This window comes from Rhizobium sp. AN5 (assembly GCF_900215255.1).
GTDB classification, from domain to species: domain Bacteria; phylum Pseudomonadota; class Alphaproteobacteria; order Rhizobiales; family Rhizobiaceae; genus Agrobacterium; species Agrobacterium tumefaciens.
Map to the genome: position 1 here is coordinate 304,274 of NZ_OCMJ01000004.1, position 25,439 is coordinate 329,712.

Annotated in this window: 28 protein-coding genes; 26 read left to right on the plus strand and 2 right to left on the minus strand. The window is 57.6% G+C overall.

The genetic code is table 11. The features are described from left to right. Nucleotides 1-9: 9 nt before the first annotated feature. Nucleotides 10-744 (minus strand): flagellar basal-body rod protein FlgF, encoded by a 735-nt coding sequence (flgF, locus tag CRP02_RS13780; RefSeq protein WP_003515085.1) that lies wholly within the window; start codon nucleotides 742-744, stop codon nucleotides 10-12. Nucleotide 745: 1 nt separating this feature from the next. After that, complete coding sequence (locus CRP02_RS13785) at nucleotides 746-1,525, minus strand: DUF1217 domain-containing protein (RefSeq protein WP_097171496.1); 780 nt, start codon at nucleotides 1,523-1,525, stop codon at nucleotides 746-748. 184 nt (nucleotides 1,526-1,709) lie between these two features. Between CRP02_RS13785 and motA the strand changes: the two genes are divergently transcribed. The 26 genes from motA to CRP02_RS13920 all read left to right on the plus strand — a co-directional run bounded on the left by motA (nucleotide 1,710) and on the right by CRP02_RS13920 (nucleotide 25,379). Further along, a complete protein-coding gene (motA, locus tag CRP02_RS13790; protein WP_003515090.1) occupies nucleotides 1,710-2,582 on the plus strand; it encodes a flagellar motor stator protein MotA in 873 nt (290 codons plus the stop codon). Continuing rightward, complete coding sequence (locus CRP02_RS13795) at nucleotides 2,579-3,538, plus strand: FliM/FliN family flagellar motor switch protein (RefSeq protein WP_179784019.1); 960 nt, start codon at nucleotides 2,579-2,581, stop codon at nucleotides 3,536-3,538. The genes motA and CRP02_RS13795 overlap by 4 nt, the downstream gene beginning before the upstream one ends. Nucleotides 3,539-3,602: 64 nt before the next feature. Next, entirely contained in the window at nucleotides 3,603-4,142 is a 540-nt protein-coding gene (fliN, locus tag CRP02_RS13800; protein ID WP_003515093.1) for a flagellar motor switch protein FliN, read from the plus strand. Nucleotides 4,143-4,169: 27 nt separating this feature from the next. Next, nucleotides 4,170-5,213: a flagellar motor switch protein FliG gene (fliG, locus tag CRP02_RS13805; protein WP_003515095.1), complete on the plus strand. Its 1,044-nt coding sequence runs from the start codon at nucleotides 4,170-4,172 to the stop codon at nucleotides 5,211-5,213. A 126-nt stretch (nucleotides 5,214-5,339) separates the two neighbouring features. Further along, nucleotides 5,340-6,422, plus strand: a complete 1,083-nt coding sequence (gene flhB / locus CRP02_RS13810; protein ID WP_097171497.1) for a flagellar biosynthesis protein FlhB — start codon at nucleotides 5,340-5,342, stop codon at nucleotides 6,420-6,422. Nucleotides 6,423-6,427: 5 nt separating this feature from the next. Continuing rightward, complete coding sequence (locus CRP02_RS13815) at nucleotides 6,428-6,865, plus strand: hypothetical protein (protein ID WP_097101511.1); 438 nt, start codon at nucleotides 6,428-6,430, stop codon at nucleotides 6,863-6,865. A 306-nt stretch (nucleotides 6,866-7,171) separates the two neighbouring features. After that, entirely contained in the window at nucleotides 7,172-8,464 is a 1,293-nt protein-coding gene (locus CRP02_RS13825) for a flagellin (RefSeq protein WP_019564305.1), read from the plus strand. Between the two features lie 251 nt (nucleotides 8,465-8,715). After that, the gene (locus tag CRP02_RS13830) at nucleotides 8,716-9,366 is read left to right on the plus strand and encodes a hypothetical protein (protein ID WP_097171498.1); all 651 of its coding nucleotides are present in this window, start codon (nucleotides 8,716-8,718) and stop codon (nucleotides 9,364-9,366) included. Continuing rightward, nucleotides 9,363-10,649, plus strand: a complete 1,287-nt coding sequence (locus CRP02_RS13835; protein ID WP_097171499.1) for a MotB family protein — start codon at nucleotides 9,363-9,365, stop codon at nucleotides 10,647-10,649. Before CRP02_RS13830 ends, CRP02_RS13835 begins: the two co-directional genes overlap by 4 nt. Beyond that, the gene (gene motC / locus CRP02_RS13840) at nucleotides 10,646-11,923 is read left to right on the plus strand and encodes a chemotaxis protein MotC (RefSeq protein ID WP_097171500.1); all 1,278 of its coding nucleotides are present in this window, start codon (nucleotides 10,646-10,648) and stop codon (nucleotides 11,921-11,923) included. Before CRP02_RS13835 ends, motC begins: the two co-directional genes overlap by 4 nt. Next, nucleotides 11,920-13,275 carry a flagellar hook-length control protein FliK gene (locus tag CRP02_RS13845; protein WP_097171501.1) on the plus strand — a complete coding sequence of 452 codons (1,356 nt, stop codon included), beginning with the start codon at nucleotides 11,920-11,922 and terminating at the stop codon, nucleotides 13,273-13,275. Before motC ends, CRP02_RS13845 begins: the two co-directional genes overlap by 4 nt. Then, nucleotides 13,211-13,789, plus strand: coding sequence for a lytic transglycosylase domain-containing protein (locus CRP02_RS13850; protein WP_179784020.1), 579 nt, complete (start codon nucleotides 13,211-13,213; stop codon nucleotides 13,787-13,789). The genes CRP02_RS13845 and CRP02_RS13850 overlap by 65 nt, the downstream gene beginning before the upstream one ends. Nucleotides 13,790-14,071: 282 nt before the next feature. Continuing rightward, entirely contained in the window at nucleotides 14,072-14,743 is a 672-nt protein-coding gene (gene rem / locus CRP02_RS13855) for a transcriptional activator Rem (protein ID WP_003515107.1), read from the plus strand. A gap of 104 nt (nucleotides 14,744-14,847) precedes the next feature. Further along, on the plus strand, nucleotides 14,848-16,128 hold the full coding sequence (locus CRP02_RS13860; protein WP_097101521.1) for a flagellar hook protein FlgE: 1,281 nt from the start codon (nucleotides 14,848-14,850) through the stop codon (nucleotides 16,126-16,128). Nucleotides 16,129-16,150: 22 nt separating this feature from the next. Next, nucleotides 16,151-17,629 carry a flagellar hook-associated protein FlgK gene (gene flgK, locus CRP02_RS13865; protein WP_003515109.1) on the plus strand — a complete coding sequence of 493 codons (1,479 nt, stop codon included), beginning with the start codon at nucleotides 16,151-16,153 and terminating at the stop codon, nucleotides 17,627-17,629. Nucleotides 17,630-17,632: 3 nt separating this feature from the next. Continuing rightward, the gene (locus tag CRP02_RS13870; RefSeq protein ID WP_097171502.1) at nucleotides 17,633-18,736 is read left to right on the plus strand and encodes a flagellar hook-associated family protein; all 1,104 of its coding nucleotides are present in this window, start codon (nucleotides 17,633-17,635) and stop codon (nucleotides 18,734-18,736) included. A gap of 34 nt (nucleotides 18,737-18,770) precedes the next feature. Beyond that, nucleotides 18,771-19,115 (plus strand): flagellar biosynthesis regulator FlaF, encoded by a 345-nt coding sequence (gene flaF / locus CRP02_RS13875; RefSeq protein WP_003515112.1) that lies wholly within the window; start codon nucleotides 18,771-18,773, stop codon nucleotides 19,113-19,115. Further along, nucleotides 19,112-19,561 (plus strand): flagellar biosynthesis repressor FlbT, encoded by a 450-nt coding sequence (gene flbT / locus CRP02_RS13880; protein WP_097171503.1) that lies wholly within the window; start codon nucleotides 19,112-19,114, stop codon nucleotides 19,559-19,561. Before flaF ends, flbT begins: the two co-directional genes overlap by 4 nt. Then, complete coding sequence (gene flgD / locus CRP02_RS13885; protein WP_003515114.1) at nucleotides 19,552-20,022, plus strand: flagellar hook assembly protein FlgD; 471 nt, start codon at nucleotides 19,552-19,554, stop codon at nucleotides 20,020-20,022. Before flbT ends, flgD begins: the two co-directional genes overlap by 10 nt. 49 nt (nucleotides 20,023-20,071) lie before the next feature. Beyond that, on the plus strand, nucleotides 20,072-20,338 hold the full coding sequence (locus tag CRP02_RS13890) for a flagellar biosynthetic protein FliQ (protein WP_003515115.1): 267 nt from the start codon (nucleotides 20,072-20,074) through the stop codon (nucleotides 20,336-20,338). A gap of 159 nt (nucleotides 20,339-20,497) precedes the next feature. Beyond that, complete coding sequence (gene flhA / locus CRP02_RS13895) at nucleotides 20,498-22,585, plus strand: flagellar biosynthesis protein FlhA (protein WP_097171504.1); 2,088 nt, start codon at nucleotides 20,498-20,500, stop codon at nucleotides 22,583-22,585. Further along, nucleotides 22,582-23,337 (plus strand): flagellar biosynthetic protein FliR, encoded by a 756-nt coding sequence (fliR, locus tag CRP02_RS13900; RefSeq protein WP_097171505.1) that lies wholly within the window; start codon nucleotides 22,582-22,584, stop codon nucleotides 23,335-23,337. Before flhA ends, fliR begins: the two co-directional genes overlap by 4 nt. A 15-nt stretch (nucleotides 23,338-23,352) precedes the next feature. Continuing rightward, entirely contained in the window at nucleotides 23,353-23,772 is a 420-nt protein-coding gene (locus tag CRP02_RS13905) for a hypothetical protein (RefSeq protein ID WP_003515120.1), read from the plus strand. Between the two features lie 115 nt (nucleotides 23,773-23,887). After that, nucleotides 23,888-24,445, plus strand: coding sequence for a rod-binding protein (locus CRP02_RS13910; RefSeq protein WP_003515121.1), 558 nt, complete (start codon nucleotides 23,888-23,890; stop codon nucleotides 24,443-24,445). Nucleotides 24,446-24,474: 29 nt separating this feature from the next. Beyond that, nucleotides 24,475-24,843, plus strand: a complete 369-nt coding sequence (locus tag CRP02_RS13915) for a hypothetical protein (RefSeq protein WP_003515122.1) — start codon at nucleotides 24,475-24,477, stop codon at nucleotides 24,841-24,843. Continuing rightward, nucleotides 24,843-25,379 carry a hypothetical protein gene (locus CRP02_RS13920; RefSeq protein WP_003515123.1) on the plus strand — a complete coding sequence of 179 codons (537 nt, stop codon included), beginning with the start codon at nucleotides 24,843-24,845 and terminating at the stop codon, nucleotides 25,377-25,379. Before CRP02_RS13915 ends, CRP02_RS13920 begins: the two co-directional genes overlap by 1 nt. Nucleotides 25,380-25,439 lie beyond the last annotated feature (60 nt).

The following is a 25,439-nucleotide window of genomic DNA, read 5'->3' on the forward strand; positions in this document are numbered from 1 at the left end:
CTCAGTTCCTTAACGTGCGCCGCCAAGCGTCTTGATGGCATCGCCGAAAGTGGATTCGGTATCGCGCATCAGCGACGAAATGCTCTCGAAGGCCCGGTTGACCTGGATGAGCTGCGTCATCTGGGAAATGCCGTTGACGTTCGACTGCTCGAGATAACCCTGAACGACGCCGACCTCGTGATTGTTGACGACCGGCGTCGGCGGGGCCACGGGCTTCACGCCACTATTGGGATGGCGCAGGAAGCCTTTCGAGAAATCCGCCTGGAAGATACCGAGCGTGGCGACGATGTTGTCGTTCTGCCTGATAGCACCATCGAGACTGACGGTGATCGGGCCACCATTCGCATTGAGCTGGATGGGACCGCCGCCGGCGTCGAGAACCGGATAACCGCTTGAGGAGATGAGCGCGCCGTCCGGACGCATGGTGAAACGCCCGTCGCGGCTCAGGATCTGGCCGTCGGGTGTGTCCATCGCGAACCAGGCATCGCCCTTGATGGCGAAATCGAAACTATTGCCAGTCTGTTCGAAAGCGCCCTGACGGGTGGAGAGATAGTCGTTACCCTGCGATACGAACGCCACCTTGGCATTCATGTCATTGTGGTTCTTGGCGACCATTTCGTCGAATTTCACTTCGGAACCGCGGAAACCCACCGTGTTCGCATTCGCCATATTGTCGGAAATGGTGGTGAGACGACGCTCCAGCGCAATCTGCGAGGAAAGGGCGACGTATAGTCCGGATTGCATATCATTTGCCTCCGAGTTTCAGGGAGTTGATGGAGATCAGCAGGTCGGGGGAAATGCCGTAGCCGCTGGAGGAGCCGAAAACGGCCAGAGGATCATAGGTCGTCGAGGGATTTTGCATTTCCCACATGATGGTGAAACGCTCGAGCAGCTTGCCGACCTTTTCAGGATTTTGCAGATCCTTGATATTGATGGATTTTTCGATGAGCGCGGCCTGTTTTTCGACGCTTCCTGCCGCAATTTCGTCAGGCAGGTTGTAGGCGGTGCGGAACACCTGCGCGAGCGCGTCGTCGGCCAGAAAATCGAGACCCGATTTGATCGTTGGTGCCTTGCGCTCGAAATAAAGAGCAAGCCGCACACCGTTATTGTCGCCGCCCGCCTCCTGCTCCAGCGTCTGGCGGGTGTATTTGCTGATGATGCCGGACTGGGCCGCTTCGGTTGCAGTTGCCGCTGCACCGAGACTTGCAAAGTCGAGCGATTTCGCAAGGTCCGAATAGCGGCTGTCGGAAAGCTTGTTGGCGAAGGCGTTCTTGTCGGCCGTGCCTTCGGTCAGCACCTTGCGGATGAAGGCTTTCGCATAGGCCATGTCTTCGAGGCCGTTGGCTTTCAGCGCATAATTGTAAAGACGGGTATCGGCCATGAAATCGTCGACGGATTTCACGCTGGCGATCTTCGACCGGTAATATTCGGTTTCACGCGCCACGTCGGGTTGCTTCGACACACGCTCAAGCGATTTGCCGATGTCCTGACTGATCAGTCTGTAGCTGGTGTAGGTGGAAGTCACTGAACCGCCGCTCTCGTTTGATCCCGATACCAAGGCGCACGTCCGCCTTTGTCGGGATAATGCCGGATGTTGCTTGTGCGAAACTGGCTGCGGCGGTGAGGGAACGAGGCCTCGCGGACAGGTTCACGCAAGCCACATTTTCTAGAGATGGCGGCATGGAACACTGTTCGGGCGTGGTCGATCAATGAATATTGTAATTGGACTTATAATCACCTTCGGCTGCATCATCGGCGGCTACATGGCGATGGGCGGCCATCTGGACGTGCTGGTTCAGCCGTTCGAATTGTTGATTATCGGCGGTGCCGGCCTCGGCGGCTTCATCATGGCGAACCCGATGAAGGTCGTGAAGGATTCGGGCAAGGCGCTCGGCGAGGCCTTCAAGCACTCGGTCCCGAAGGAGCGCAACTATCTCGACGTACTCGGCGTACTTTATTCGCTGATGCGCGACCTGCGCACGAAATCGCGCAACGAGATCGAGGCGCATATCGACAATCCGGAAGAATCCTCGATCTTCCAGAGCGCACCCTCGGTGCTGAAGAACAAGGAGCTGACGTCGTTCATCTGCGACTACGTCCGCCTCATCATCATCGGCAACGCGCGCAGCCACGAAATCGAAGCGCTGATGGACGAGGAAATCGAGACCATCCTGCACGACAAGCTGAAACCTTACCACGCGATCACCACCATGGGCGATTCCTTCCCCGCCATCGGTATCGTCGCGGCGGTTCTCGGCGTCATCAAGGCCATGGGCAAGATCAACGAATCACCGGAAGTGCTGGGCGGCCTCATTGGCGCCGCACTGGTGGGCACCATGCTCGGCATCATCCTGTCCTATTCGATCTGCAACCCGCTCGCTTCGCAGGTCAAGATCGTCCGCACCAAGCAGCACCGCCTCTACATCATCGTCAAGCAGACGCTGATCGCCTATATGAACGGCTCGGTGCCGCAGGTCGCGCTTGAATACGGGCGCAAGACCATCTCCAATTACGAGCGTCCGTCCATCGACGCCGTCGAACAGGAGATGATGAACCCCGGCGGCGAAAACAAGGCGGCATGACCATGGCTAAAGCTGCACAGCAAAGAGCACCCGTCATCGACACGTCGCTGCTCGCGAAACTTACGGGCGGGCTTTCCGACCGCAAGACAATCGCGAAGGTCGGTGCCGATATCGGCCATCTCTACAGCGAATTCCTGCCTGATATCTTTCACAGCGAGACCGGCATTGCGATAGACGTCGAATATATCGGCTCCGAATCGGGGCTGATGACCGATCTCATCGCCAATATCGGCGGCAATTTCTCGGTTGCGGATTGTTCTCTGCGCAACTGGTGCCCCAATTTCATGATGGCGGTCGGCAACGGCTTCGTCATCGCGCTCATGGAGCGCATGCTGGGCGCCGCAGCCGACACCATCGGCGAGCCGGACGAGCGCAGCCTGTCCCACATCGAACTCGACCTGGCGGCCATGGTTCTCGGGCGCATCGGGGGTGTCCTGCGGTCGGGCGTCAACGCACCGGGCGGTTTCGAGGCGACGATCGACCCGCCCTTTACGGCCAATGGAAAAAGCGCGTTCGAGGAGATGATCGCCGGCCTCTACGGCGTGACAGTCCGCATGAAGATCGCCATCGGCAAGGTTTCTTCGGAATTCGCGCTGATCGTGCCGCAGCGGCCCCTGCTCAAGACCTCCATCGCCGCTCCCAAGGCTTCAGCCCAGGCGCTGAAGAAGCAGGCGGAATGGGTGGATTTGATCTCGGAGCAGGTGAAGAGATCGCAGGTAACGCTCGAGGCGCGCATCAAGCTCGAAACCTTGACCCTGCGGACGATCTCCAGGCTGGTAGCCGGCGACGTCATTCCGTTTCAGGATCTGAAGCAGGACGACATCGGCGTCGAGGTCAGCGCCAACGGCTCCAAGCTCTATAATTGTGAATTCGGCAAGTCCGGCGACCGCTACATGGTTCGGGTAAAGAACAATGTCAGCACGGACGACGAGATCTTGCGACATCTGATGGGTTAAAACCTGTCCACCTTTTTTGGGTTCTGGGCAGGCTGACGCAAGTTTCAAAGGGAATAATCAGCGCATGGCTACGAAGAAAACACCTGTGACCGATGATATGGCGCTGCCGTCGCTTGAAGATGGCGGTGAGCTCGACCAGGCTATCGGCGATCTGCGTGGCGTCCTCAAGACGGATGCGGAAGGTTCGCTGTCCGACTTTGGCGACTTCGGGGATTTCGGGAGCGTTGACGACGCTTCCGCCGACAGCGACCTTTCCGCCTTCGGTGGCGGAGCGGGCGATTTTGCGATGAACGATTTCGCGGCCACCCCACAGGTCGCGGGCATCAAGGCGCCGCTCGGCAGCGGCCTGTCCGACAATATGGACCTGATCATGGATATCCCGATCGATGTCCAGATCGTTCTCGGCACCAGCCGCATGCTCGTCTCGGGGCTGATGAGCCTTGAAGAGGGTGCAACGATCGCGCTTGACCGCAAGATCGGTGAACCGGTCGAGATCATGGTGAATGGCCGCCGTATTGCGCGCGGTGAAATAACGGTACTTGAAGACGACGATACGCGCTTCGGCGTAAAATTGATTGAAGTAATGAGTACGAGAAAAGCCTGATCCCTGTGGGGACGGAGAGGAAAGACCATGATGGACTTCGAGGATTTCGGTAACCCGCTGGCAGGGAAGCCGTTGTCTCAGGCCGACAAGGCGGCCGCGGTGCTTCTTGCCATGGGCAAGGGCGTCGCCGGCAAGCTGCTGAAATTTTTCACGCAGCACGAATTGCAGATGATCATTTCCTCGGCCCAGACGCTGCGTGTCATTCCCCCTGACGAACTCGCCCAGATCGTGGCGGAGTTCGAAGACCTGTTCACGGAAGGAACGGGTCTGATGGACAATGCCAAGGCGATCGAAAGCATTCTCGAAGAGGGCCTGACACCGGAGGAGGTGGACAGCCTTCTCGGCCGTCGTGCAGCCTTCCAGGCCTATGAAGCGTCGATCTGGGATCGCCTGCAGGAAGCGGAGCCGGAATTCGTCGGCAAGTTCCTGCTGCGCGAGCATCCGCAGACCATCGCCTATATCCTCTCCATGCTGCCCTCGTCCTTCGGTGCCAAGGTCCTTCTGACCATTCCCGAAGAGCAGCGCGCCGATATCATGAACCGCACGGTGAACATGAAGGAAGTCAGCCCCACGGCTGCCCAGATCATCGAGAAGCGTGTGGTCAACCTCATCAACGAGATCGAAGCAGAGCGCAATGCGGGCGGTTCCACGAAGGTTGCCGACCTGATGAACGAAATGGAAAAGCCGCAGGTCGATACGCTGCTCAGCTCGCTCGAAACGCTCAGCAAGGAAGCTGCCAACAAGGTCAAGCCGAAGATCTTCCTCTTCGACGATCTCATGTTCATGCCGCAGCGCAGCCGCGTCCTGCTGCTCAACGATGTCTCGGCGGACGTTCTCACCATGGCGCTGCGTGGCGCAACCATGGAAATCAAGGAATGTGTGCTGTCCAGCATCAGCCCGCGCCAGCGCCGCATGATCGAATCGGACCTCGCCGTGCCGCAGGCTTCCATCAACACCCGCGAAGTGGCGATTGCACGCCGCGCCGTGGCGCAGGAAGCGATCCGGCTTGCCAATTCTGGCCAGATTCAGCTGAAGGAAGCGTCCACTGAGGAACAATCCGCAGCAGCCTGAGCGGAAGCCGGTTGATAACCCGCCTTACAGGTGATGCCGGCCATTGCGATGGCCGGTCTCGGGCGCTAGTTTCGGGATGGCGGCCTGCCGCGATCGGCGGGCCTTTTTTTATCCCGGGAACGTGCCTTGGCAGACGATCAGGACAAGGACAGTAAAACAGAAGACCCAACGGAGAAAAAACTCCGTGATGCGGCGGAAAAGGGCAATCTTCCCTTTTCCCGCGAGGTGCCGATCTTTGCTTCGTCGCTCGCCTTTTACTGCTATCTGGTTTTCTTTTTGCCTGACAGCGCCGGTCGCCTCGGCGTAACGCTGAAGGACCTGTTCGGCCAGCCCGAACAATGGAACCTCAGCACCAGGCCGGACGCCCTGTCGCTGCTTTATTTCCTCGGCACGTCCATGGCATATCTGCTCATGCCGGCCATGATCATGTTCATCGTCTTCGGCCTTGCCTCCTCGTTTTTCCAGAACCTGCCGTCGCCGGTGCTTGAGAGGGTGCGTCCGCAATGGTCGCGCATCTCGCCCGCAAAGGGGTTCGGCCGCATCTACAGCAAGCAGGGATTTGTGGAATTCGGCAAATCGCTGTTCAAGATCTTGATCGTTTCGATCATCATGTTCCTGTCTTTGCGCGGCGATTTCTACAGTCTCATCGACCTGATGTTCTCCGACCCGCAGGTCATTTTCGTCAGGGTTGTCGAGATTACCAAAAAGATGATGGTCGTGATTCTCTTTTCGACCGCGCTGCTTGCCGCCGTCGACCTTTTGTGGACGCGCCACCACTGGTTCAGCCAGCTGAAAATGACGAAGCATGAGGTGAAGGAAGAATACAAGCAATCGCAGGGCGACCCGGTGGTCAAAGCCCGCCAGCGTTCGGTCGCCCGTGACCGCGCCCGCCGCCGCATGATCGACAATGTGCCGCGCGCGACACTGGTGATTGCCAACCCGACACACTTTGCAGTGGCGTTGCGTTACGTTCGCGAAGAAGGCGACGCGCCTGTCGTCGTTGCCAAGGGTCAGGACCTTATCGCATTGAAAATCCGCGAGATTGCGGAAAAAAATAATATCCCCGTTTTTGAAGATCCGCCGCTCGCACGCTCCATGTTTGCGCAAGTCTCGATCGATAGTGTGATTCCACCAGCTTTTTACAAGGCTGTGGCTGAGCTCGTTCATCGGGTTTACGCCATGAAGTCATCGAAAATACGGGTTCAATAAAACCAATGAAAAAATCCGCCTATTCTGAAAAGCGGGAAATGATCGTCGCAGAGGCGATCAACCCGATCGCCACCGAACTGCGCCTGCTCGATCCGGCCGACCTGATTTCATTGCTCAGATTCGAGTGCTACGGCAGCATTGCCGACCTCGTCTCGTCGGCCGCGGAGCTTTATTATCATCCGGGCACGATCAATTTCGGTGCCGGTGGCGAATACAGGCTCGAATGGGAAGGGGCGCCGGAGATCGTGCTCGATCTCGAACTGAAACCGCACGGCGCCACGGTTTATGCGCAATTGATTCTGGCCAACGAGCATGCTGCGGTCGAGATCAATCATGTTTCGTTTCAGAACCCTTCGGAAAATCCGGACGAGAACACCGAGTTTCTCCGTCAGAGCCTGACGGCTGCCCGATTCGTGCCGGCCCGCCAGGGCGAAGCGGCCTGAACCAGTCCAGCGGACATTTTCATATATTATCCATTGCGCCTTCCGAATTCGCGGGCGCAATGGCTTCATTCGGGCACTTTTTCACCCGACCTTGCCTGAAGCGTGCCGGTTTATGCAAAACCGGCCTGTGAAGGCAAGGAACGCCTTGCAAATCAGCGTTGTTGTTTGGTACCTATCGAATTAACGATTTGTTAACGAACGGCAGGTCGCGGTGGCTCTTTTTACCATCGCTGATGCGCATGATGCCTCTGCTCGTTTTCGGCGCAGCGCCGGATTTTTCCTGACAGTACCAATTGGGTGGACCCAATGACCAGCATTTTGACCAATGCGGCGGCGATGGCCGCGCTGCAAACCTTGCGCATGATCGACAAGAATCTCGAGACGACGCAGGCGCGTGTGTCGTCCGGCTACCGTGTCGAAACGGCGGCGGATAATGCTGCCTACTGGTCTATCTCCACAACCATGCGCTCCGACAATGCAGCGCTCTCGGCCGTGCAGGATGCATTGGGACTGGGCGCCGCCAAGGTCGATACGGCCTATGACGCCCTTGCGAACTCGATCGAGGTCGTCAAGAAAATCAAGGAAAAGCTTGTCGCCGCCTATGGCGTCGGGGCTGACCGCGGCAAGATCCAGGACGAAATCAAGCAGCTTCAGGAACAGCTGAAGAGCACGTCGGAATCTGCCTCCTTCTCCGGCGAGAACTGGCTGCAGGCCAGCATCAGCAATGGTGGAACGCCGCCGGTTGTAGAACCCATCACCAAAAAGGTCGTCGCGTCCTTCACGCGCACCGGTTCGGGTAATGTCGGTGTCACCACGGTTGACTATGTGCTGGACGGCAGTGCCGTGCTTTTCGACCTCAGCGGCGGAAAACTCGGTATTCTTGACAAGAGCGCCGTTTTTGTCGCGAAGACGGAACAACAGATCACCCAAACATCGACGACTGCCGGCGTGACTACCAATGCGGGCTACGTCGTCAAGAAATTGACGGACGCGGAAATCGGCACGCTGAATGCGGCGACGCCGGATACGAATGCCGACCCGAGCGTCTACAGCAATGGAACGGTGAATTATCTTCGTTTGTCCGAGAATACCTGGGTCAAGGTGACGGCGACCAACCCTTCGAGCGGCACCACCACCGTCGCGGCGGCCTATCGGGACACGGGCAGCAACGATTGGTTCTATGACACGACCGGTGCGCCGACCTCCGTTGCCAGATCCCTCGGTCTTTCCGTCTCCACGCTCGATCTCGACAATCTCGATGTCGTGGCGGCAGCCATGAGCGGTTTTTCCGGTGGCACCACGAACTACACCGCTTCCGACGCCATCGATGTGATGATGAGTTTTGTCGACAAGCAGCTCGAAGCCATGACCAGTACGGCCTCCAGTCTCGGCTCACTACAGAGCCGTATCAACATGCAGGAAAACTTCGTCTCGAGCCTGATGGACGTGATCGACAAGGGTATCGGCCGTCTCGTGGATGCGGATATGAATGAGGAATCGACCAGGCTGAAGGCTCTGCAGACACAGCAGCAGCTCGGCATCCAGGCGCTCTCGATCGCCAATGCCAACGCGCAAAACATCCTTCAGCTCTTCAAGTAAACCGGCGTCGGTCCGGCGGGTTCGGGGGAGTTGGTTGCAGGGTTTCTGAAAACGGGGCCCGCCTTCATCCTCGCACAAGTTTGAACACCTAACGTCGGGGCAATATCGGGTGGATCGCATGGCGTGATCCGGCCGGAAACAATTGAAGAGACGGGCAGGGTAGCAAGGATGACGGTGGTGCCGCCAAACGGCTTTGATCGCAGGCAACGAAACATGTCTCGCCCCTTTGGCCTGTTTTGCCGGGGGCGGGCATGAGCGCGTCCATTGCAAGATATCTCAAGGATTTCGGTGACGTGCAGCCCGCGGGACTGACGTTCGGCGAACAGTTGGCTGATGTCGACGGCATTTCCGGTTTTGGCGATATAGCGGCCGGTTTCGATGAATTCGAGCCGCTCGACGTCGAAAGCGAAAAACAGGCCGCCTATGCCCGTGGTCACGAGGATGCGACCCGCGAGATAACGGAAAAAATGCAGGCCGAGCGCGAGGAGCTTCTTGCCGCTCATGCCGCTGAACTCGAAGGCTTACGTTCCGTCTATCTGGAAGAAATTGCCGTTTTCCTGTCGCTAAGGCTGCGTGAAGGCATCGATGCGATCGCGACCAATCTCAGCGAACAGACCGCCAATATCCTTGCTCCGGTTCTGACCGAAGAGCTGTCGCTGAAGGCGGTTTCGGCGCTTGCGGACGTCGTTCGCGCTTCCATGCCGGATGGCGAGGCCGTGACCCTTGTCGTGAAAGGCCCGAAAGATTTGTTTGAGCAGCTGAAGACGCAGCCGGGCTTTGAAGAAGAGACGATGAAATTTACCGAGACGGCGGATATCGACCTCTCTGTTGAGTTGGGTGAAAGCGTGTTCGTCACGCGCATGTCCGCCTGGGCGTCCAGTCTTCGCAAGGTGATGAAATGAGTGAAGGCGAAAATCACCACCACGGCAAGAACGAGATCATCATCGTCAAACGCCACAAGGGCGGGCACGATGGCGCCCATGGTGGCGCGTGGAAGATCGCTTATGCCGACTTCATGACGGCCATGATGGCGTTCTTCCTCGTCATGTGGCTGGTCAACGCCGCAAACGAGGAAACCAAGGCCTCGGTTGCCAGCTATTTCAATCCGATAAAGCTGTCCGATGAGAAACCCTCGTCCAAAGGGCTGGAAAAGCCCGTGGACAAGGAAGAGGGCGTCGAGAAGAAAGACCAGTCCAACATAAAGGCGGAAAAGGTCACCCAGGGTTCGGCCGCTGCGACAGGTGAAGACCTGACCTCGCAGACCGGGGAGCAGTCGAACTTCTCCGAAGCGGACTTTTTCGAGAATCCCTATTCCGTTCTGGCGGAAATTGCCCAGCAGGTCGGGCAGCAGGCCAATGTCAGCGCCAAGGGCGAGGGTGGTGCTGCCGATTCCGGCCCGGCGACGGGTGCGAGCGGCGGTGAGGCTTACCGCGATCCCTTCGATCCCGATTTCTGGACCCAGCAGGTGAAGATCACACGTGCGGACCAGCAGCAAAATCCGGTCGAACAGCAGCAATCTGCCGAGAACAAGCAGCAGGACGCTGCCAAGGATAATGAAGCGCTTGCGGCTAAATCGTCTCAGCAGCCAGCCGATGGTGCAGATCACGGCAAGGCCATGGAAGTCGCCGCCGTGGTGCCGCAGCAGCGGCCGGGTGCAGCCGAGCAGGCAGCACTTACGCAGCCTCAGCCGGAGCAGCAGCAGCAAGGTACTGCTGCGCAGAAGGAAGAGGCCAACGAGCTGCGTGAAGAGATCGAGAAGCAGATATCCGGCATCAGCGGCAAGCTCGCCGAAGGTCTGGTGGTGACGCCCGCCGAAGGCGGATTGCTGTTGACCATTTCCGACCAGACGGAAACGCCGATGTTCAATGTCGGATCGGCTGTACCCCGCGGCGAAATGGTCCTGGCCATGGAGAAGATCGGCAAGTTGCTTCAGGAGCGTGGCGGCAGCGTGGTTATCCGCGGCCATACCGATGGACGCCAGTTCAAGGGTGAGGCCAATGACAATTGGCGGCTTTCCATGGACCGCGCGCATAGCGCCTATTACATGCTGGTTCGCGGCGGCCTGTCGGAAGAGCGGGTGAAACAGGTTTCGGGTTTTGCGGACCGTAGATTGCAGGTGCCGGCAGATCCGCTGGCGAATGCGAACCGCCGTATCGAAATCCTGCTTGAGGCCGATCGGGGGTGAGTGTGACGAAATCCTCGAAACGTTGGGTTTTTCTTGCGGCGACACTGTGTGGTCTCGGTGCCGAACCGGCGAAAGTTTTTGCGCAATCGCAAGACAACCTCATGCCATATGCCATGTTGCGGTCCCTGCAGTTCGTGCAGGATTCGGTCACCATGGGAGACCATTCGGCAACCGAAATGCAGCGGTTTCTGCTCCAGACGATCGACGAGCGGCTTAAGAGCGCGCCTTCGGCGATCTTCAAGGATCCGCGCAATGTCGATGCGGCGCTTGTCTACGCGATGAGTGGCGGCAATCCGGCCACGCTCGAATTGCTCGTCGCGCGGGATGTGGACGGCAATTTCGACAGCCGCGTCGCCGATATTCTGCGCAAATATCTGTCCGGCAAGGGAACGCTGGTCGCGCAGAGCATCGCGGCCATGGTGCCGGAGTATCGCGGCACGAGAATTGGCGCCTATCTTGCACTGATCGGCGGCAATGTGACGATCCCCCGCGATCCGGTGGCTGCCCTCGGTTTCTATGACATAGCCCGGCTCGAAGCGCCCGGTACCATCGTGGAGGAGGCTGCACTCCGCCGCTCGCTCGCTATCGCCGTTGAAGACGGCGATGCCGGGCGTGGCGTCGAATATGCACAGCGTTACGCGCGGCGGTTCCTGCATTCGCCCTACGCCAGCCAGTTCGCGGACCTTCTGGTCTCACTGGTGGTCAAACGTGTCGATTCCATCGGGCACGACACGATAGAGGAAACATTCGCCATGATGGACGCGGAGAGGCAGAAGGAAGCCTATCTGCGCCTGTCGCGTCTCGCGGCGATCAGCGGCAAGGATTCGCTGGCGCGCATGGCGGCGCTGAAGGCGAAAGCGCTCTCTCCGGATATGCCGGATCAGCCGCAAGTGCAGGCAAATCTCTATGAAAGCCTTTCCAATATCGGCACGCCCGATGTGGTGAGCGCGATTGAAACAATCGGGCAAATTCCCGAGGCACAGCTTTCGGATCGCGACAGGGCCCTGCGGGACGCGGCAAGGGCAATCGCCGACCAGGTGGTTCGTCCGCCTTCCCCGCAGCCTGGCGCCGATCCCGGTGTCACGGCAGGCCAGGGGGCTGGGTCGAGCGCGCCCGCGAATGAGGCGGCCAGTGCCGAGACCAAGGGCATATGGAGAGTTGAAAACCACAAGGCTGAGGATGAGGGCGAGAACGTCCGGCAACTCGTGACGAGCGGCCGCAGCAAGCTCGATGAAATCGACAGCCTTTTGAAGAAAGGCGAGGGGGCACCATGATCGACGCAACCATTAACGCGATAGTGAATGCGCCATATAACGATCCGCGCGCTGGCAGCGCCAGTGTGAGGGACGACGCCAAAGGCGGAAGTTTCGGCGATACCCTCGCCACGGTCAGGGAAGAGCGCCCGCCGCAGGCACCGCATTCTCGTCATCAGCAGGAAGCGGGATCGGCTGAAGAACAGCATGCGCAACCGGATGACGATGCGGAAAAGACGGATGTGCCGGTTAAGCGGCCCCCGAGCTTCCTGAACGTGATCGTCAAGGACCATTCCGGAGAAGGTCACGGTCACGAGGCTTTGGCGGAGCTTCAGAATGCGATTAAGACGGCGCACACATCGCCTGAAAACGGCAAACCTGGCAAGAAGGTCAAGGACGCCGACAAGGAGAGCCAGACGGCGGCGGATGCAATCGATCCGAAGCTGGCAGAGTTGCAGACGCTCACGGCCAATGTCGGCGATATCGTGACAGCCAAGACGCCCCTTGAGGAAATTGCGCAGGCGATTGCCGGCAAGGCCGATGTCAAATCCGAAAAGGTCGAAACGGTCAGGGGTAAGGCTGAGCCTCTGGCGAAGGACATGCACGCACGGACCGAGCTTGCCGGAAACGAAGCCGGATCCGGGTCGGGCACTGAAGGCGACGCCTCGGCATTCCGCTTCGCATCTCCTCGTTCCGGCACGGCCCGCGCTCTCGATATGAGTACGGTTCAGCGCGATGGCCGCGTCGAGTTCGATGCCCGGGAAAGCAGTGGCAAGGCGACCGAGACGATTACCGTTCTCGATTCGCGGCGGTTCATTGGTCTGGCACCTTCATCCAACGCCTCGGCTCTGACCGGCCTCATCGCCAATGATTCTGAATGGGTTAGCGCCATGCAGCCCGGGTCGTCGCTGTCCAATGAGGCGGCCCAGAGCAGCACCGGCAAAGTCGTCCATACGCTGAAGCTGCACATGACTCCGATCGAGCTGGGATCGGTGACGATGTCGTTGCGTCTTGCCGGCGATGAGCTTGCCGTTCACATGACGGTGGAGAACGTGGCCGCCTACAAAAAGCTTCAGCAGGACAGCAACAGCATCCTTGAGGGCCTCAAGGCGCAGGGTCTGACGGTCGATAACATCACGATCAGCATTGCTTCTTCTGACAAGAGTGACCAAACGGGCACACAAGCCAACAATCAGCAAAATCAGCAGGCGCAGCAGCAGGGCCAACAGGCCGCCGCAGGGCGCAACCGTGACGAGTCCGGCGCACGCGGCGGACGGCAGGGCAATGGTGATAATTTGGGGGTGCATAATGAAGGCATGGATAGCGCTCTTGGCTCTGCCCGCACTTCTGCTGACAACGGCGTTTACCTCTGAAAACGCCTCCGCTTCGGCAACGTCAGGTGTCTGTGAAAGGGAAATTCAGTCCGCCGCCCGCAAATACGGTGTGCCGGAGGGAATTCTCTATTCTGTCGGCCTGACCGAGACCGGTCGCAAGGGTCGGCTTGACCCCAACGCCATGAATATTGAGGGAAAACCGGTATTTGCCTCTTCCACCGAAGAGGCATTGACCACTTTCGAGACGGCGAAGCGCAACGGCGCCAAGCTGATCGACCTCGGATGCATGCAGATAAACCACTATTTCCATGGCGAAAACTTCACATCCGCGCGTGAAATGTTCGATCCGCGCCGCAATGTCGAATATGCCGCCATGTTCCTGCGCAATCTCCACAACAGGCACGAAACCTGGACTATGGCGGTCGCCCGCTATCATGCCGGCCCCAACAACGACCCAGCTCAAAAGAAATATGTCTGCCGGGTGATCGCCAATCTGGTGGCGACGGGGTACGGAAAATGGACCGTCAACGCGAAAAATTTCTGCGACGGATAACAACCATAGATTGTTTTGGTGCGGTCAAGGACTCGCAATTTGAAATGTGGCGAGAGAAAGCCCTAAAAAAGGCGTCGCAAGCGATTTTTTCGGATTTTTGAAATTTTTACACAAAAATTTTGTACCGTATATGGTTAACAACCACTATATATAGATCAAATCGGCACAAAATAGTTAATCAATTATTAATATCTATCGATGATTTCCTACAGTTGTCGCTGAATCTCCCGATTCGTACCAATGCCGCATTGGAAAACACCACACTGATTCGGAGGCGGACGAATGATCGTAGTGGTTGATGAGCGCGAGCTCGTTAAAGACGGCTATACTTCTCTATTTGGGCGTGAGGGCATCCCCTCGACCGGTTTCGATCCGGTCGAATTCGGGGAATGGGTCTCGACGGCAGCGGACAGCGATCTGGCGGCCGTAGAGGCATTCCTGATCGGTCAGGGCGACCGGAGCTTCTCCTTGCCAAAGGCGATCAGGGATCGCACGACGGCACCGGTGATCGCGGTCAGCGACCAGCCCTCGCTGGAATCGACGCTGGCGCTGTTCGACAGCGGCGTCGACGATGTCGTGCGCAAGCCGGTTCACCCCCGTGAAATCCTTGCGCGTGCGGCGGCGATCCGTCGTCGCCTGCAGGTCATCTCGAATTTCACCGATGCGGGACCGATCCGGGTTTTCTCCGACGGTCGTGATCCCGAAGTTGGTGGCGAGGTCTTCGCCTTGCCGCGGCGCGAGCGCCGCATCCTTGAATATTTGATTGCCAATCGCGGACGTCGCGTTTCCAAGGCGCAGATTTTCAATGCCATCTACGGCATCTTCGATGATGACGTCGAAGAGAACGTCGTGGAAAGCCACATCAGCAAGCTTCGCAAAAAGCTACGCAAGAAACTCGGCTACGATCCGGTCGATTCCAAGCGTTTCCTCGGTTACAGCATTGATTGGCAATAATATTCATTCATCCGCGTGGTCTTTTTCAAACGCGGTATTTCAGACAGCTTCACGCAAGCCAAACGCTTTACCTTCTCCCTGAAGATGACCACGAGGGTTTTTGAATGAGTATTTTCGGCACTATGCGAACCGGTGTGTCCGGCATGAATGCACAGGCTAACAAGCTGGGAACCGTTGGCGACAACATCGCCAACGCAAGCACCACCGGCTACAAGCGCGCATCGACGTCGTTCTCTTCGCTCGTTCTGCCCTCCTCGTCGGGCAGCTATGCCTCCGGCGGCGTGCAGTCCAACGTTCGCTACAGCATTTCGGAGCAGGGCAACCTGTCCTACACGACGTCGAGCACCGATCTTGCCATTCAGGGCAACGGCTTCTTCGTGGTTCAGGATGGAGCAGGCACGCCTTACCTCACAAGAGCCGGCTCTTTCGTGAAGAATGCGGAAGGGTATCTGGAAAACTCTGCTGGCTTCCAGCTGATGGGCTACCCTTATGGATCCAACCCGCCAGCTGCCGTCGTCAACGGTTTTACCGGTCTCGAGGCTATCAATGTCAACAACTTCGGCCTGACTGCATCGGCGTCCACACAGGGTAGCTTCCCGGCCAACCTGAACCGCGATGAAGATCCGGTTGCTGCGGGTTCGCGTCCGAGTAACAACGTCGCTACTTCGACAATCGGTGCCAAGACCTCGCTGACGGCGTTCGATAGCGGCGGTGCAAAGGTACTCTACGATTTCTACTATACCAAGACCGCTGCAAACACCTGGGAAGTGGCGGTTTATCGTCAGGACCAGTCCACGAATGGTGGTTTCCCATACACGGCAACAGCACCTGCTACGCTGGTCCAGGGAACTGTGTCGCTGACATTCGACCCGGCCACCAACAAGCTTACGACTGCGTCTCCCAAATCGATCACCATCAACGATAGCAACAGCGGCGTTGCACAGTCGATCAATATCGACCTGTCTGATATGTCGCAGTTCTCATCGAAGTTCACGCCCGGCACCGCGATCCTGAACGGCAATGGTCCGAGCCAGATCAAGGATGTCGAAATCGGCAAGGACGGCGTGGTGACTGCAGTCTATCAGGATGGTGGCCGCCGCAACATCTACCAGCTGGCGCTGGCAACGGTGCCGAGCGTCGACAATCTCAGCCCGCAGAACGGCAACGTTTATCTGCCCAGCAACGAGTCGGGTGTCGTCACCATCGGCTTCGCGCAGACTGGCAGCTTCGGTTACATCCAGAAGGGTGCGCTTGAGGGCTCGAACGTCGATATCGCCAGCGAACTCACCGACATGATTGAATCCCAGCGTATCTACACTGCGAATTCGAAAGTCTTCCAGACCGGGTCGGATTTGATGGATGTCCTGATCAATCTGAAGAGATAGTAATTCTCACGAGGACAAATGAATGTCGCTCACGTCAGCAATGAATACTGCGCAGTCGATCTTCAACAATACAGGTAAGCAGACGGACGTTACTTCGAAAAACATTGCCAATGTCGGTAATGCGAACTACGTCAAGCGAACCGCCATTCTCGGCACGACCATGTCCGGTGCAAGTATTGTCGCCAACGGCCGTGCCCAGAATGAGAGCCTCCTGAGGCAGACGATCTCCAGTGCATCCCTCGCTTCCGGCCAGAAAACCGTTCTGACCGGGCTCGAGGAGATGAAAAGCCTTTTTGGCGGCAACGATTACGAGAGTTCGCCTGCCACCTATATGAAGGAACTGCTGAAGAGCCTTGACGGTTACGCCTCAAAGCCGAGCGATTCCGCGCTTGCGGCGACGGCGGTTACATCCGCCGTGGACGTCGCCAATTCCCTGAACAAGGCTTCGTCCGAGTTGCAGGCGATGCGCTTGCGTGCCGACAAGGAAATGTCCCTTCAGGTCGACAAGCTGAACGGCCTGCTCGCGAAATTCGAGGAAGCCAATAACGAGGTCAAGGCGCAGACCGCGATCGGCGGCAATCCAAGTGATGCTCTCGACCAGCGCGAGACGCTGCTGAAGGACATTTCGTCCATCATCGGGATCAACGTCGTCAATCGTGAAAACAACGACGTGGCGCTCTACACGGCGGATGGCGCGACCCTGTTCGAAGTCGTGCCGCGCAAGGTTACTTTCAAGGCGCAGCCGGGCTACGACGCGACGGTCACGGGGAACGCGATCTACGTCGATGGCGTCGCGATCAAGGCGAGCAGCGGCAGCAACACGACAGCGGAAGGTTCGCTTCAGGGTCTGATGCAGGTTCGTGACGACCTGGCGCCAACCATGCAGAGCCAGCTCGACGAAATTGCGCGCGGCCTCATCACCATGTTTGCGGAAAAGCCGGCCAGCCCGACCAGCACGCTGCCGAAGATGCCAGGCCTCTTCACCTACGGCTCGCCTGCGGCCACAACCATTCCGGCAAGCGGTGTTGTCTCTCCCGGGCTCGCTGCGAGCATTACCGTCAACCCTGCGTTAATTATTTCCAAAGGTGGAAACCCGGAATTGTTGCGCGACGGCGGTATCAACGGTACCGCTTATGTAATCAACAGCACAACTTCGGGCGGAACCGGGTTTTCCGCACTGATCGACAGCTATGTCACTGCTTTTGACGCGCCCATGAATTTTGCCGCGTCGACACGTATCGATACGAATACAAGCATCCTGAAATACGGCACCAACTCGGTGGGGTGGCTCGAACAGGAACGATCCGGCGCAACTTCGGCAAACGAAGCGAAAAGCGCGCTTTATGAGCGCTCCGCCACCTCCTATTCGAACAACACTGCCGTCAGCCTGGATGAGGAGCTTTCGCTGCTCATGGATATCGAGCAATCCTACAAGGCCGCCACGAAGCTGGTGACCACCATCGACGACATGCTCAAGTCGCTGATGGATATGGTGAGGTAATAGATGAAAACGTCCTTCATTTCATCGCTGGCGATGCAGAACAGCATGCGCAGCACCATCCTCAAGGCCCAGCTTGAGATGACGAACCTCAATACCGAGCTGACCACGGGCAAACATGCGGACTTGGGCGTGACGCTGGGTGCCAACACGGCCCGCAGTCTTGACCTTAATCGCGATGTCGATCGTCTCTCTTCGCTCGTCAGCGTCAATTCCATCGCCACGCAGCGCCTCAAATCCTCTCAGGCGGCACTGGATGGCATGGCAAAGGCCGCCCAGGAAATTCAGAAGGTTCTTGTTCCGAATACCAGCAGCGAAGCACCAACGCTGGCAACGGTCGCCAAAACCATTTCGAATGCGTTTAACACCTTCACCGGTTTTGCCAATACGGCAGTCAGTGGCGAATTTCTGTTTTCCGGCATCAATACGGATGTGAAGCCTATCGACGACTACTTTGCCGAAGGATCGACGCTGAAGGCAGCCTATGAGGTTGAGCTGAACGCATTCATGGCGGCACAGACACCTGCGGTCGGCAATGTTGCTAATCTGTCCAAGGCTCAGGCCGCGGCGTTCATGACCCGTATCGAAGGCGTGTTCAACGGTACTACGCCCGTTACGAACCCACCGCACAGCGATCTGACGGCCGGCCAGAATTACGATTTCTGGACGACCTATGGGTCGAAGGCGAGCGACACGAACATGACGAGCCGCATCAGCCAGAACGAGGTGGTCGAGACATCGACCAACAGCAACTCGCAGGGCATGCGTTATTTCGCGATGACAGCAATGACGGCGATGACGTTCCTTGATGACAAGGTCCCAAGCGATGTTCGCGAACTGGTGGCGACCAGGTCGGTGACCAATATAGGCACGGTCATTAGTGGTTTGAACCAGCAGCAGAGCCAGCTCGGCCTTTCCGAAAGCCGTGTTTCGAAAGCGAACGACTCGCTCGCCGCCCAGAAAAAGATCATCGAGACTCATCTGCTGGATATCGAGGGGATCGATACCTACGAGGTGAAGACACGCCTGGATCTGCTCCAGCAGCAGATTGAAATTGCCTACAGCCTTACGTCGCGTCTGCAAAAAATGAGTCTGGTAAACTACCTCTGATGAACAGGGGTGGCGGCAGATAAAGGATACATGAATGTACCAGTTTTCCTACGCCGAAATCATGGAGGATGGTGTCGCAGACGCGAAAGATCGCGAGCGGCAGGCGTTGACAAAATCGATCGATCTACTGGTGGAGGCAAAGGATTCCTCTTCCCAGCGCCACACGATCGAAGCGCTTTTTTACACTCGACGGGTCTGGATCCGCTTCATTGAGGACCTCAAGCAGCCCGAAAACCAGCTGGCCATGGAACTCAGGGCAAATCTGATTTCGATCGCGATCTGGATTTTGAAAGAGTGCGAACTGATCCGGAAACGTCAGTCGACGAATTTCCAGGGTATAATTGACGTGACAACCATCATCAGGGATGGACTGAAATGAAAAGTACACTTCGAATCTCGCTGAAATCGGGCGAAAAGATTTTCATCAACGGCGCGGTTTTGCGGGTGGATCGCAAGGTGGCCCTCGAATTCCTGAACGATGTCACGTTCCTGCTTGAAAACCACGTCCTGCAGCCGGAGCAGGCGACGACGCCGCTCAGACAGCTTTATTTCATCGCCCAGATGATCCTCATCAATCCGGAAGGACGCGAACAGTCGACGAACTTGTTCCGCAAATCCGTGAGCATGCTGCTGAATTGCTTCCAGCATGATGAGATTCTGGCCGAACTCAAGCGTATCGACGGTCTGGTTGCCTCGGGTAAGGCTTTCGAAGCGCTGAAGGCCATTCGTGGCCTGTACCCGACCGAGGAAAAGATCCTCAACAATCAGGAAATGACCCCCGCAACGATCGAACAGATTCGCAAGGAGATCGCACCATGGCGGTAGATGCAGTCACGTCGGCAGCCTCTAACCCCTGGGCAAATGCCGGGGCGAGCAGCAACGACAAAAGCGCGGCGTCGCTTAACTACGATAGCTTCCTGAAGCTTCTCATCGCCCAGATGAAAAACCAGGATCCGACCAGCCCGATGGATGCCGGCCAGCAGATGTCGCAGCTGGCGAGCTTCTCGCAGGTCGAGCAGACGATCAAGACCAACACCCATCTGAAGAGCATGCTGCAGGCCGAAGCCCTGACGCGCGCTTCCGACCTGGTTGGCAAGACGGTCAAGAGCGCCGACGACAAGGTCACCGGCGTGGTGAAGGAAGTCGAAGTTTATTCGGACGGCGTCGTCGCCATCACAGAAGCTGGTGACAAAGTGCTGCTGCAGGCCGGTGTGACCTTCTCGAACGGTCCGATCGCGACTACACCTGATAGCGGCACCGATTCGGATGTGCCTGCAGGTTCCTGACATTGACGAGGCGGCATGACGCCGCCTTTCCGGAATAAAGGATGCGACGATGAACGAGGCCGATGCGCTCGATATCATGCAGGCGGCAGTCTGGACGGTTCTCGTCGCGGCCGGTCCCGCCGTTCTCGCGGCCATGATCGTCGGTGTCGCCATCGCCTTCATCCAGGCCCTGACCCAGGTTCAGGAAATGACGCTGACCTTCGTCCCCAAAATTGTAACGATCATGATCGTTCTCGGCGTTGCCGCCCCGTTCGTGGGCGCGCAGATCGCCCTTTTTTCCAATCTCGTCTTTTCTCGGGTTCAGTCGGGCTTCTGACGCCCGTCCCGTCTGGATGCCATCCTCGCGCAAGCTTCAGCGACTAGGGATAGGCTGAAGCATCGGGCTGAATTGCGTGAGCGATTTTAGAAAACCGGTGCCGCGGAACCGTGCGGCGGCTTTTCCGTCGCCCTTCTCATGAAGAGACAGGACGATTTTATGGCGCAACCACCAGTCATTTCCTTGGCCAAGGTAAGCCCGAGCATGCGGGATGTCGGTTTCGCATTGGGCATCGTATCGATCCTCTGCGTGCTGTTCCTGCCCATTCCGGTCGTTCTGGTGGATGTCGGGCTGGCCTTTTCCATAGCACTTTCGGTCCTCATCCTCATGGTGGCGCTCTGGATCCAGCGTCCGCTGGATTTCTCGTCTTTTCCAACCGTGCTGCTGATCGCGACCATGATTCGCCTGTCGCTGAACATTGCGACGACGCGTGTCATCCTTTCGCACGGCAACGAGGGGCCGACGGCGGCGGGCGGCGTGATTGCGGGCTTCTCCAGCCTCGTCATGTCCGGCGACTTCGTGATCGGTCTGATCGTCTTTCTGATCCTGATCACCGTCAACTTCATCGTTATCACCAAGGGTGCCACCCGTATCGCTGAAGTCGGCGCGCGCTTCACGCTGGATGCCATTCCCGGCAAGCAGATGTCGATCGATGCGGATTTGTCCGCCGGCATCATCGATGAAAAGGAAGCGCAACGCCGTCGCCGCGAGCTGGAGGAGGAAAGCTCGTTCTTCGGTTCGATGGACGGTGCTTCCAAATTCGTGCGCGGCGATGCGATCGCCGGCCTGATAATCACCGCGATCAATATTTTCGGCGGCATCATCATCGGTTACTTCCGCCATGGCATGCCGATCGGCGAGGCTGCCGATGTTTTCGTGAAGCTTTCGGTCGGCGACGGTATCGTTTCGCAGATCCCGGCCCTTATTGTGTCGCTGGCGGCTGGCCTTTTGGTGTCGCGCGGCGGCACCTCGGGATCGACGGATCAGGCTGTCATCAATCAGCTGAGCGGATATCCGCGTGCCTTGATGGTCGCAGCCATGCTGATGGGGCTTCTTGCCGTCATGCCGGGATTGCCTTTCCTGCCCTTCACGCTTTTGGGCGGCATCATGGCCTTCGGCAGCTGGTATATTCCGCGCCAGGTCGAGGCGGAAAGCGCGCAGCGCCGTCAGGAAGAGGAGGACAAGGTTCTCCAGACCAACGAGGCGGAAAAGGACTCCGTCAAGCAGGTCCTCAAGACGTCTGAAATCGAACTTGCCCTCGGCAAGCAGGTTTCGACCCGCCTCCTCGGCGCGCATCAGGAACTGGCTTTCCGTGTCGGCAAGATGCGCAAGAAGTTCGCGACCCAATACGGCTTCGTCGTGCCGGAGATCAAGGTCTCCGACGACATCATGATCCCGGAAAAGGCCTACCAGATCCGTGTCCATGGCACGACGATCGCGTCGAGCAATCTGCGTGTCGGCGATGTTCTTGTCGTGACGGGGGCAGGGCGCAAGCCGAGCATTCCGGGCGACGAAATCCGCGAACCCGCCTTCGGCATGCCGGCCGTTTCCATTCTCGAGACATTCACCGAGGATTTGAAGCGCGAAGGTTTCCACCCGATCGACAATGTCTCTGTGGTGCTGACGCATCTGAGCGAAGTCATTCGCAACAATCTGCCGCAATTGCTGTCCTACAAGGACGTCAAGATCCTCATCGACAGGCTGGACCCGGAATACAAGAAGCTTGCCGACGAAATCTGCTCGTCGCACATGTCCTATTCCGGCCTGCAGGCGGTGCTGAAACTGCTGCTCGCCGAACGTGTGTCGATCCGCAACCTGCATCTCATTCTGGAAGCGGTCGCCGAACTTGCACCGCATGTGCGCAAGACCGAGCAGATCGTCGAACATGTACGGGTGCGCATGTCGCAGCAGCTCTGCGGCGATCTGGCCGACAATGGCGTATTGCGTGTGCTTCGCCTCGGCAACAAATGGGACATGGTCTTCCATCAGGCGCTCAAGCGCGATCAAAAGGGCGAAATCGTCGAATTCGATATCGATCCCCGCCATCTCGAGGAATTTTCCGAGCAGGCATCGAAAGTTATCCGTGAATTCATGGATCGCGGACTACCCTTTGTCCTTGTCACCTCGCCGGAAACACGGTCCTATGTGCGCATGATCATCGAACGACTCTTTGCGACCCTGCCGGTTCTCTCGCATGTGGAACTGGCCAAGGGGCTGGAGATCAAGATTCTGGGCGCCATTTCATGATAACCGACCCGCAAGGGACAATTATCGCATTGTTCCTTGCAATTTGCCGTATCGGCGCCTGCTTCATGACCATGCCGGGCTTTTCCAGCTCGCGCATCTCGCCGCAGATACGCATTCTCCTGTGCGTTGCGGTGTCCATGGCGCTTCTGCCGGTACTGTGGGATACGATCTATCCGAAAGTCTCCGGCGCAAGCCAGGGCACCGTTGTCGGCCTCATCTTCACCGAGATCGTCATTGGCGCGATGTACGGGCTGATCGCGCGGTTTTATACGCTCGGCTTCCAGTTCACGGGCGCGCTCATCGGCGCATCCATCGGGCTTAGCGCTCCCGGCGGAGCGGATGCCGTTGAAGACGTGCAGGAAAACCAGATATCGAACTTCATCACCTTCGGTGGGCTCATGGTGCTGTTCATCCTGGATTTCCACCATATCGTCCTGCGGGCGCTGGTCGATTCCTACGCCACGACACCGGTCGGCGCGCTCATCAGCGGCCAGAAGATGCTGATAACCCTGACAGATACGCTGCGCGCCTCCTTTTCCATCATGCTGCGGCTTGCCAGCCCCTTTGTAATTTACGGTCTGATGTTCAACGTTGCGGTCGGCCTCATCAACAAGCTGGCGCCGCAGATACCGGTCTACTTCATATCGACGCCTTTCGTTCTCGCGGGCGGTATTTTCATGCTTTACCTGTCGATCGCGGCCCTCATCCGGCAATTCGTGGATGGTTTCGGCCCGGTCTTCATCGGCTTCTGATCTGGAGAAAACGCCATGGCTTCGGACAAGCGTTCGGCCAAACTCAAGCGCCTGGTAACGGTCCAGCGCCACATGGAGAAAATGGCCGAGGTGGAACTGGCCGACACCACCCGCGTGCGTGCCGAAGTGGCGCAATCCATGGAGAACGTGCTTGAAGCGATGAGTTCCATGGAGCCGGTCCACCAGACGTTCTCCAGGCACTATTCGGATCGATACGGCCGCCTTGTCGTCAAGGATCGCCAGCTCTCCGGCGTGCAGCAATTGCAGGAAAACAAGGTGCTGAAGGAAAAGACCAAGGCCGACCGGCTGGAGGACAGGATGCACCTCGCGCGCGATCTCGAGGATCGTGAGGCCGACGACAATGCAATCTACGATCTGTTAGAAATCACGAACGCATCCCGGACACCAGCCTCCAGCAAGGTTGGCGATCCATAGTCTGTCCCGTTGTTGCATCGTTGGGCGTCCAGAGAGACGTATTCAGCGGTGTTTCTTGATTGAGCGAACGCCCCGGTTTTAATGCCGCCCGTTCGTCAGCTCGGGAGTTCTGGACGTGGCGATATCGGTTATAAGCGATCTGGTGATGGATGTGGTTCGCGCTGCGGACCCTCAGGAAGTGCAGGTAGCCCAGGAAAAATTGAAGGCGAACAAGGCGGCTTTCGCTGCGACGAGCCTTGCCGATTCGGGCAAGGGCTTTGGCGCTGCCATTGATATGCTTGACAGCGCCACTTCGAAGGCAGGTCTCGGCAATACCAACATCCGCTCTGCCCGTACCGAAGTTCCGGAAACATATCGCAAGTATGAAGCTTCCGTGCTTCAGACCTTCGTTGCCAACATGCTGCCGAAAGACAGCGAGGAAGTCTACGGCAAGGGCAACGCCGGCGAGATCTGGAAAAGCATGATGGCGGAACAGTTTGCCGACACGATCTCCAGAAATGGCGGCGTTGGCATTGCAGAACAGGCCTACAAGGATGCGTTGCGGAAAGCCGAGAGCAAAGGCATTACCGACGTATCCATGAATGACAAAGACCATAATGCTGCAATTCGGATGGTGGCGGAGTTCGAAAGGCAGGTCCTCGGCGTTTCCAATGATAAAACGGACGAGGCTTGAGCATGATAAATCATAACGAGGAGACAAGCATGGACCTTATGTCGAACGACCACCGCATCAAATCCGTTCTCGGCCGTCTTGAAATGATCATCGACAATGAGAATGACAATATCGGTAAGGACCCCCAGTTCGATTTCAAAGTCTCCAATGCCCATAAAAGCCGTTGCCTCTATGAGTTGACGATGTTGTTCCGCGATACGCCCCACGAGGAAATCGCGGCCGGACATCTCGATCAGGTGCAGGGCATCAAGTCCAAGCTCGCGACCAATGCCAGCCGCGTCGAGGCGCATCTGAATGCGGTTCGCGCTGTTGCGGATTTGCTCAAGACCGCGATCCAGGAAGCCGATACGGACGGCACCTATTCCCAGGAACAGTTCATGTACGGCGCAGCCTCCTGATGTTGAAGCTTCTTCTCACCGGCGTCTGGGTTTGCGCCGTCACGCTCGGCGCGGTGTATTTCTCCGTCCAGATGGCGACGGCCCCCTCGTCGGGAGATGAGGCGGGGGCGAAAAAGGCCAGTCTGCAACTAGTCAAAGGCGAAAGCATCACCATCCCCGTCATCAATGACGGTGGCGTGAACGGTTATTTCCTGAGCCGCATTTCCTTGCGTGTCGACAAGGACAAGATGGCGAAGATCGAACTGCCCGCAACGCAATTGATGACCGACGAACTCTTCACGCTCCTTGCGGGTTCTTCCATGGTCAACATCGCCAATATCTCCACCTTCGATCCTGATGTCTTCAAGCAGCGCATCCGCGAGGGGCTGAACAAGAAACTCGGCGACGAGGTGGTCGGGGACGTCCTGATCGAGCAGCTCGATTATCTGTCGAAGGCCGATATTCGCGAGCAAAAGGGCAACGGCTCGCCCCGTTCGGTCAAGCTTGTCGAAGGCGAGAAAGTCGACACCGGAAAAGAAGCGGCCCCAAGCCACTGACGGTGCGGGGCGAGGTGCAGGCCACCGGTCTGGTTAATCGCCCCTTTCTATTTTCCGGAA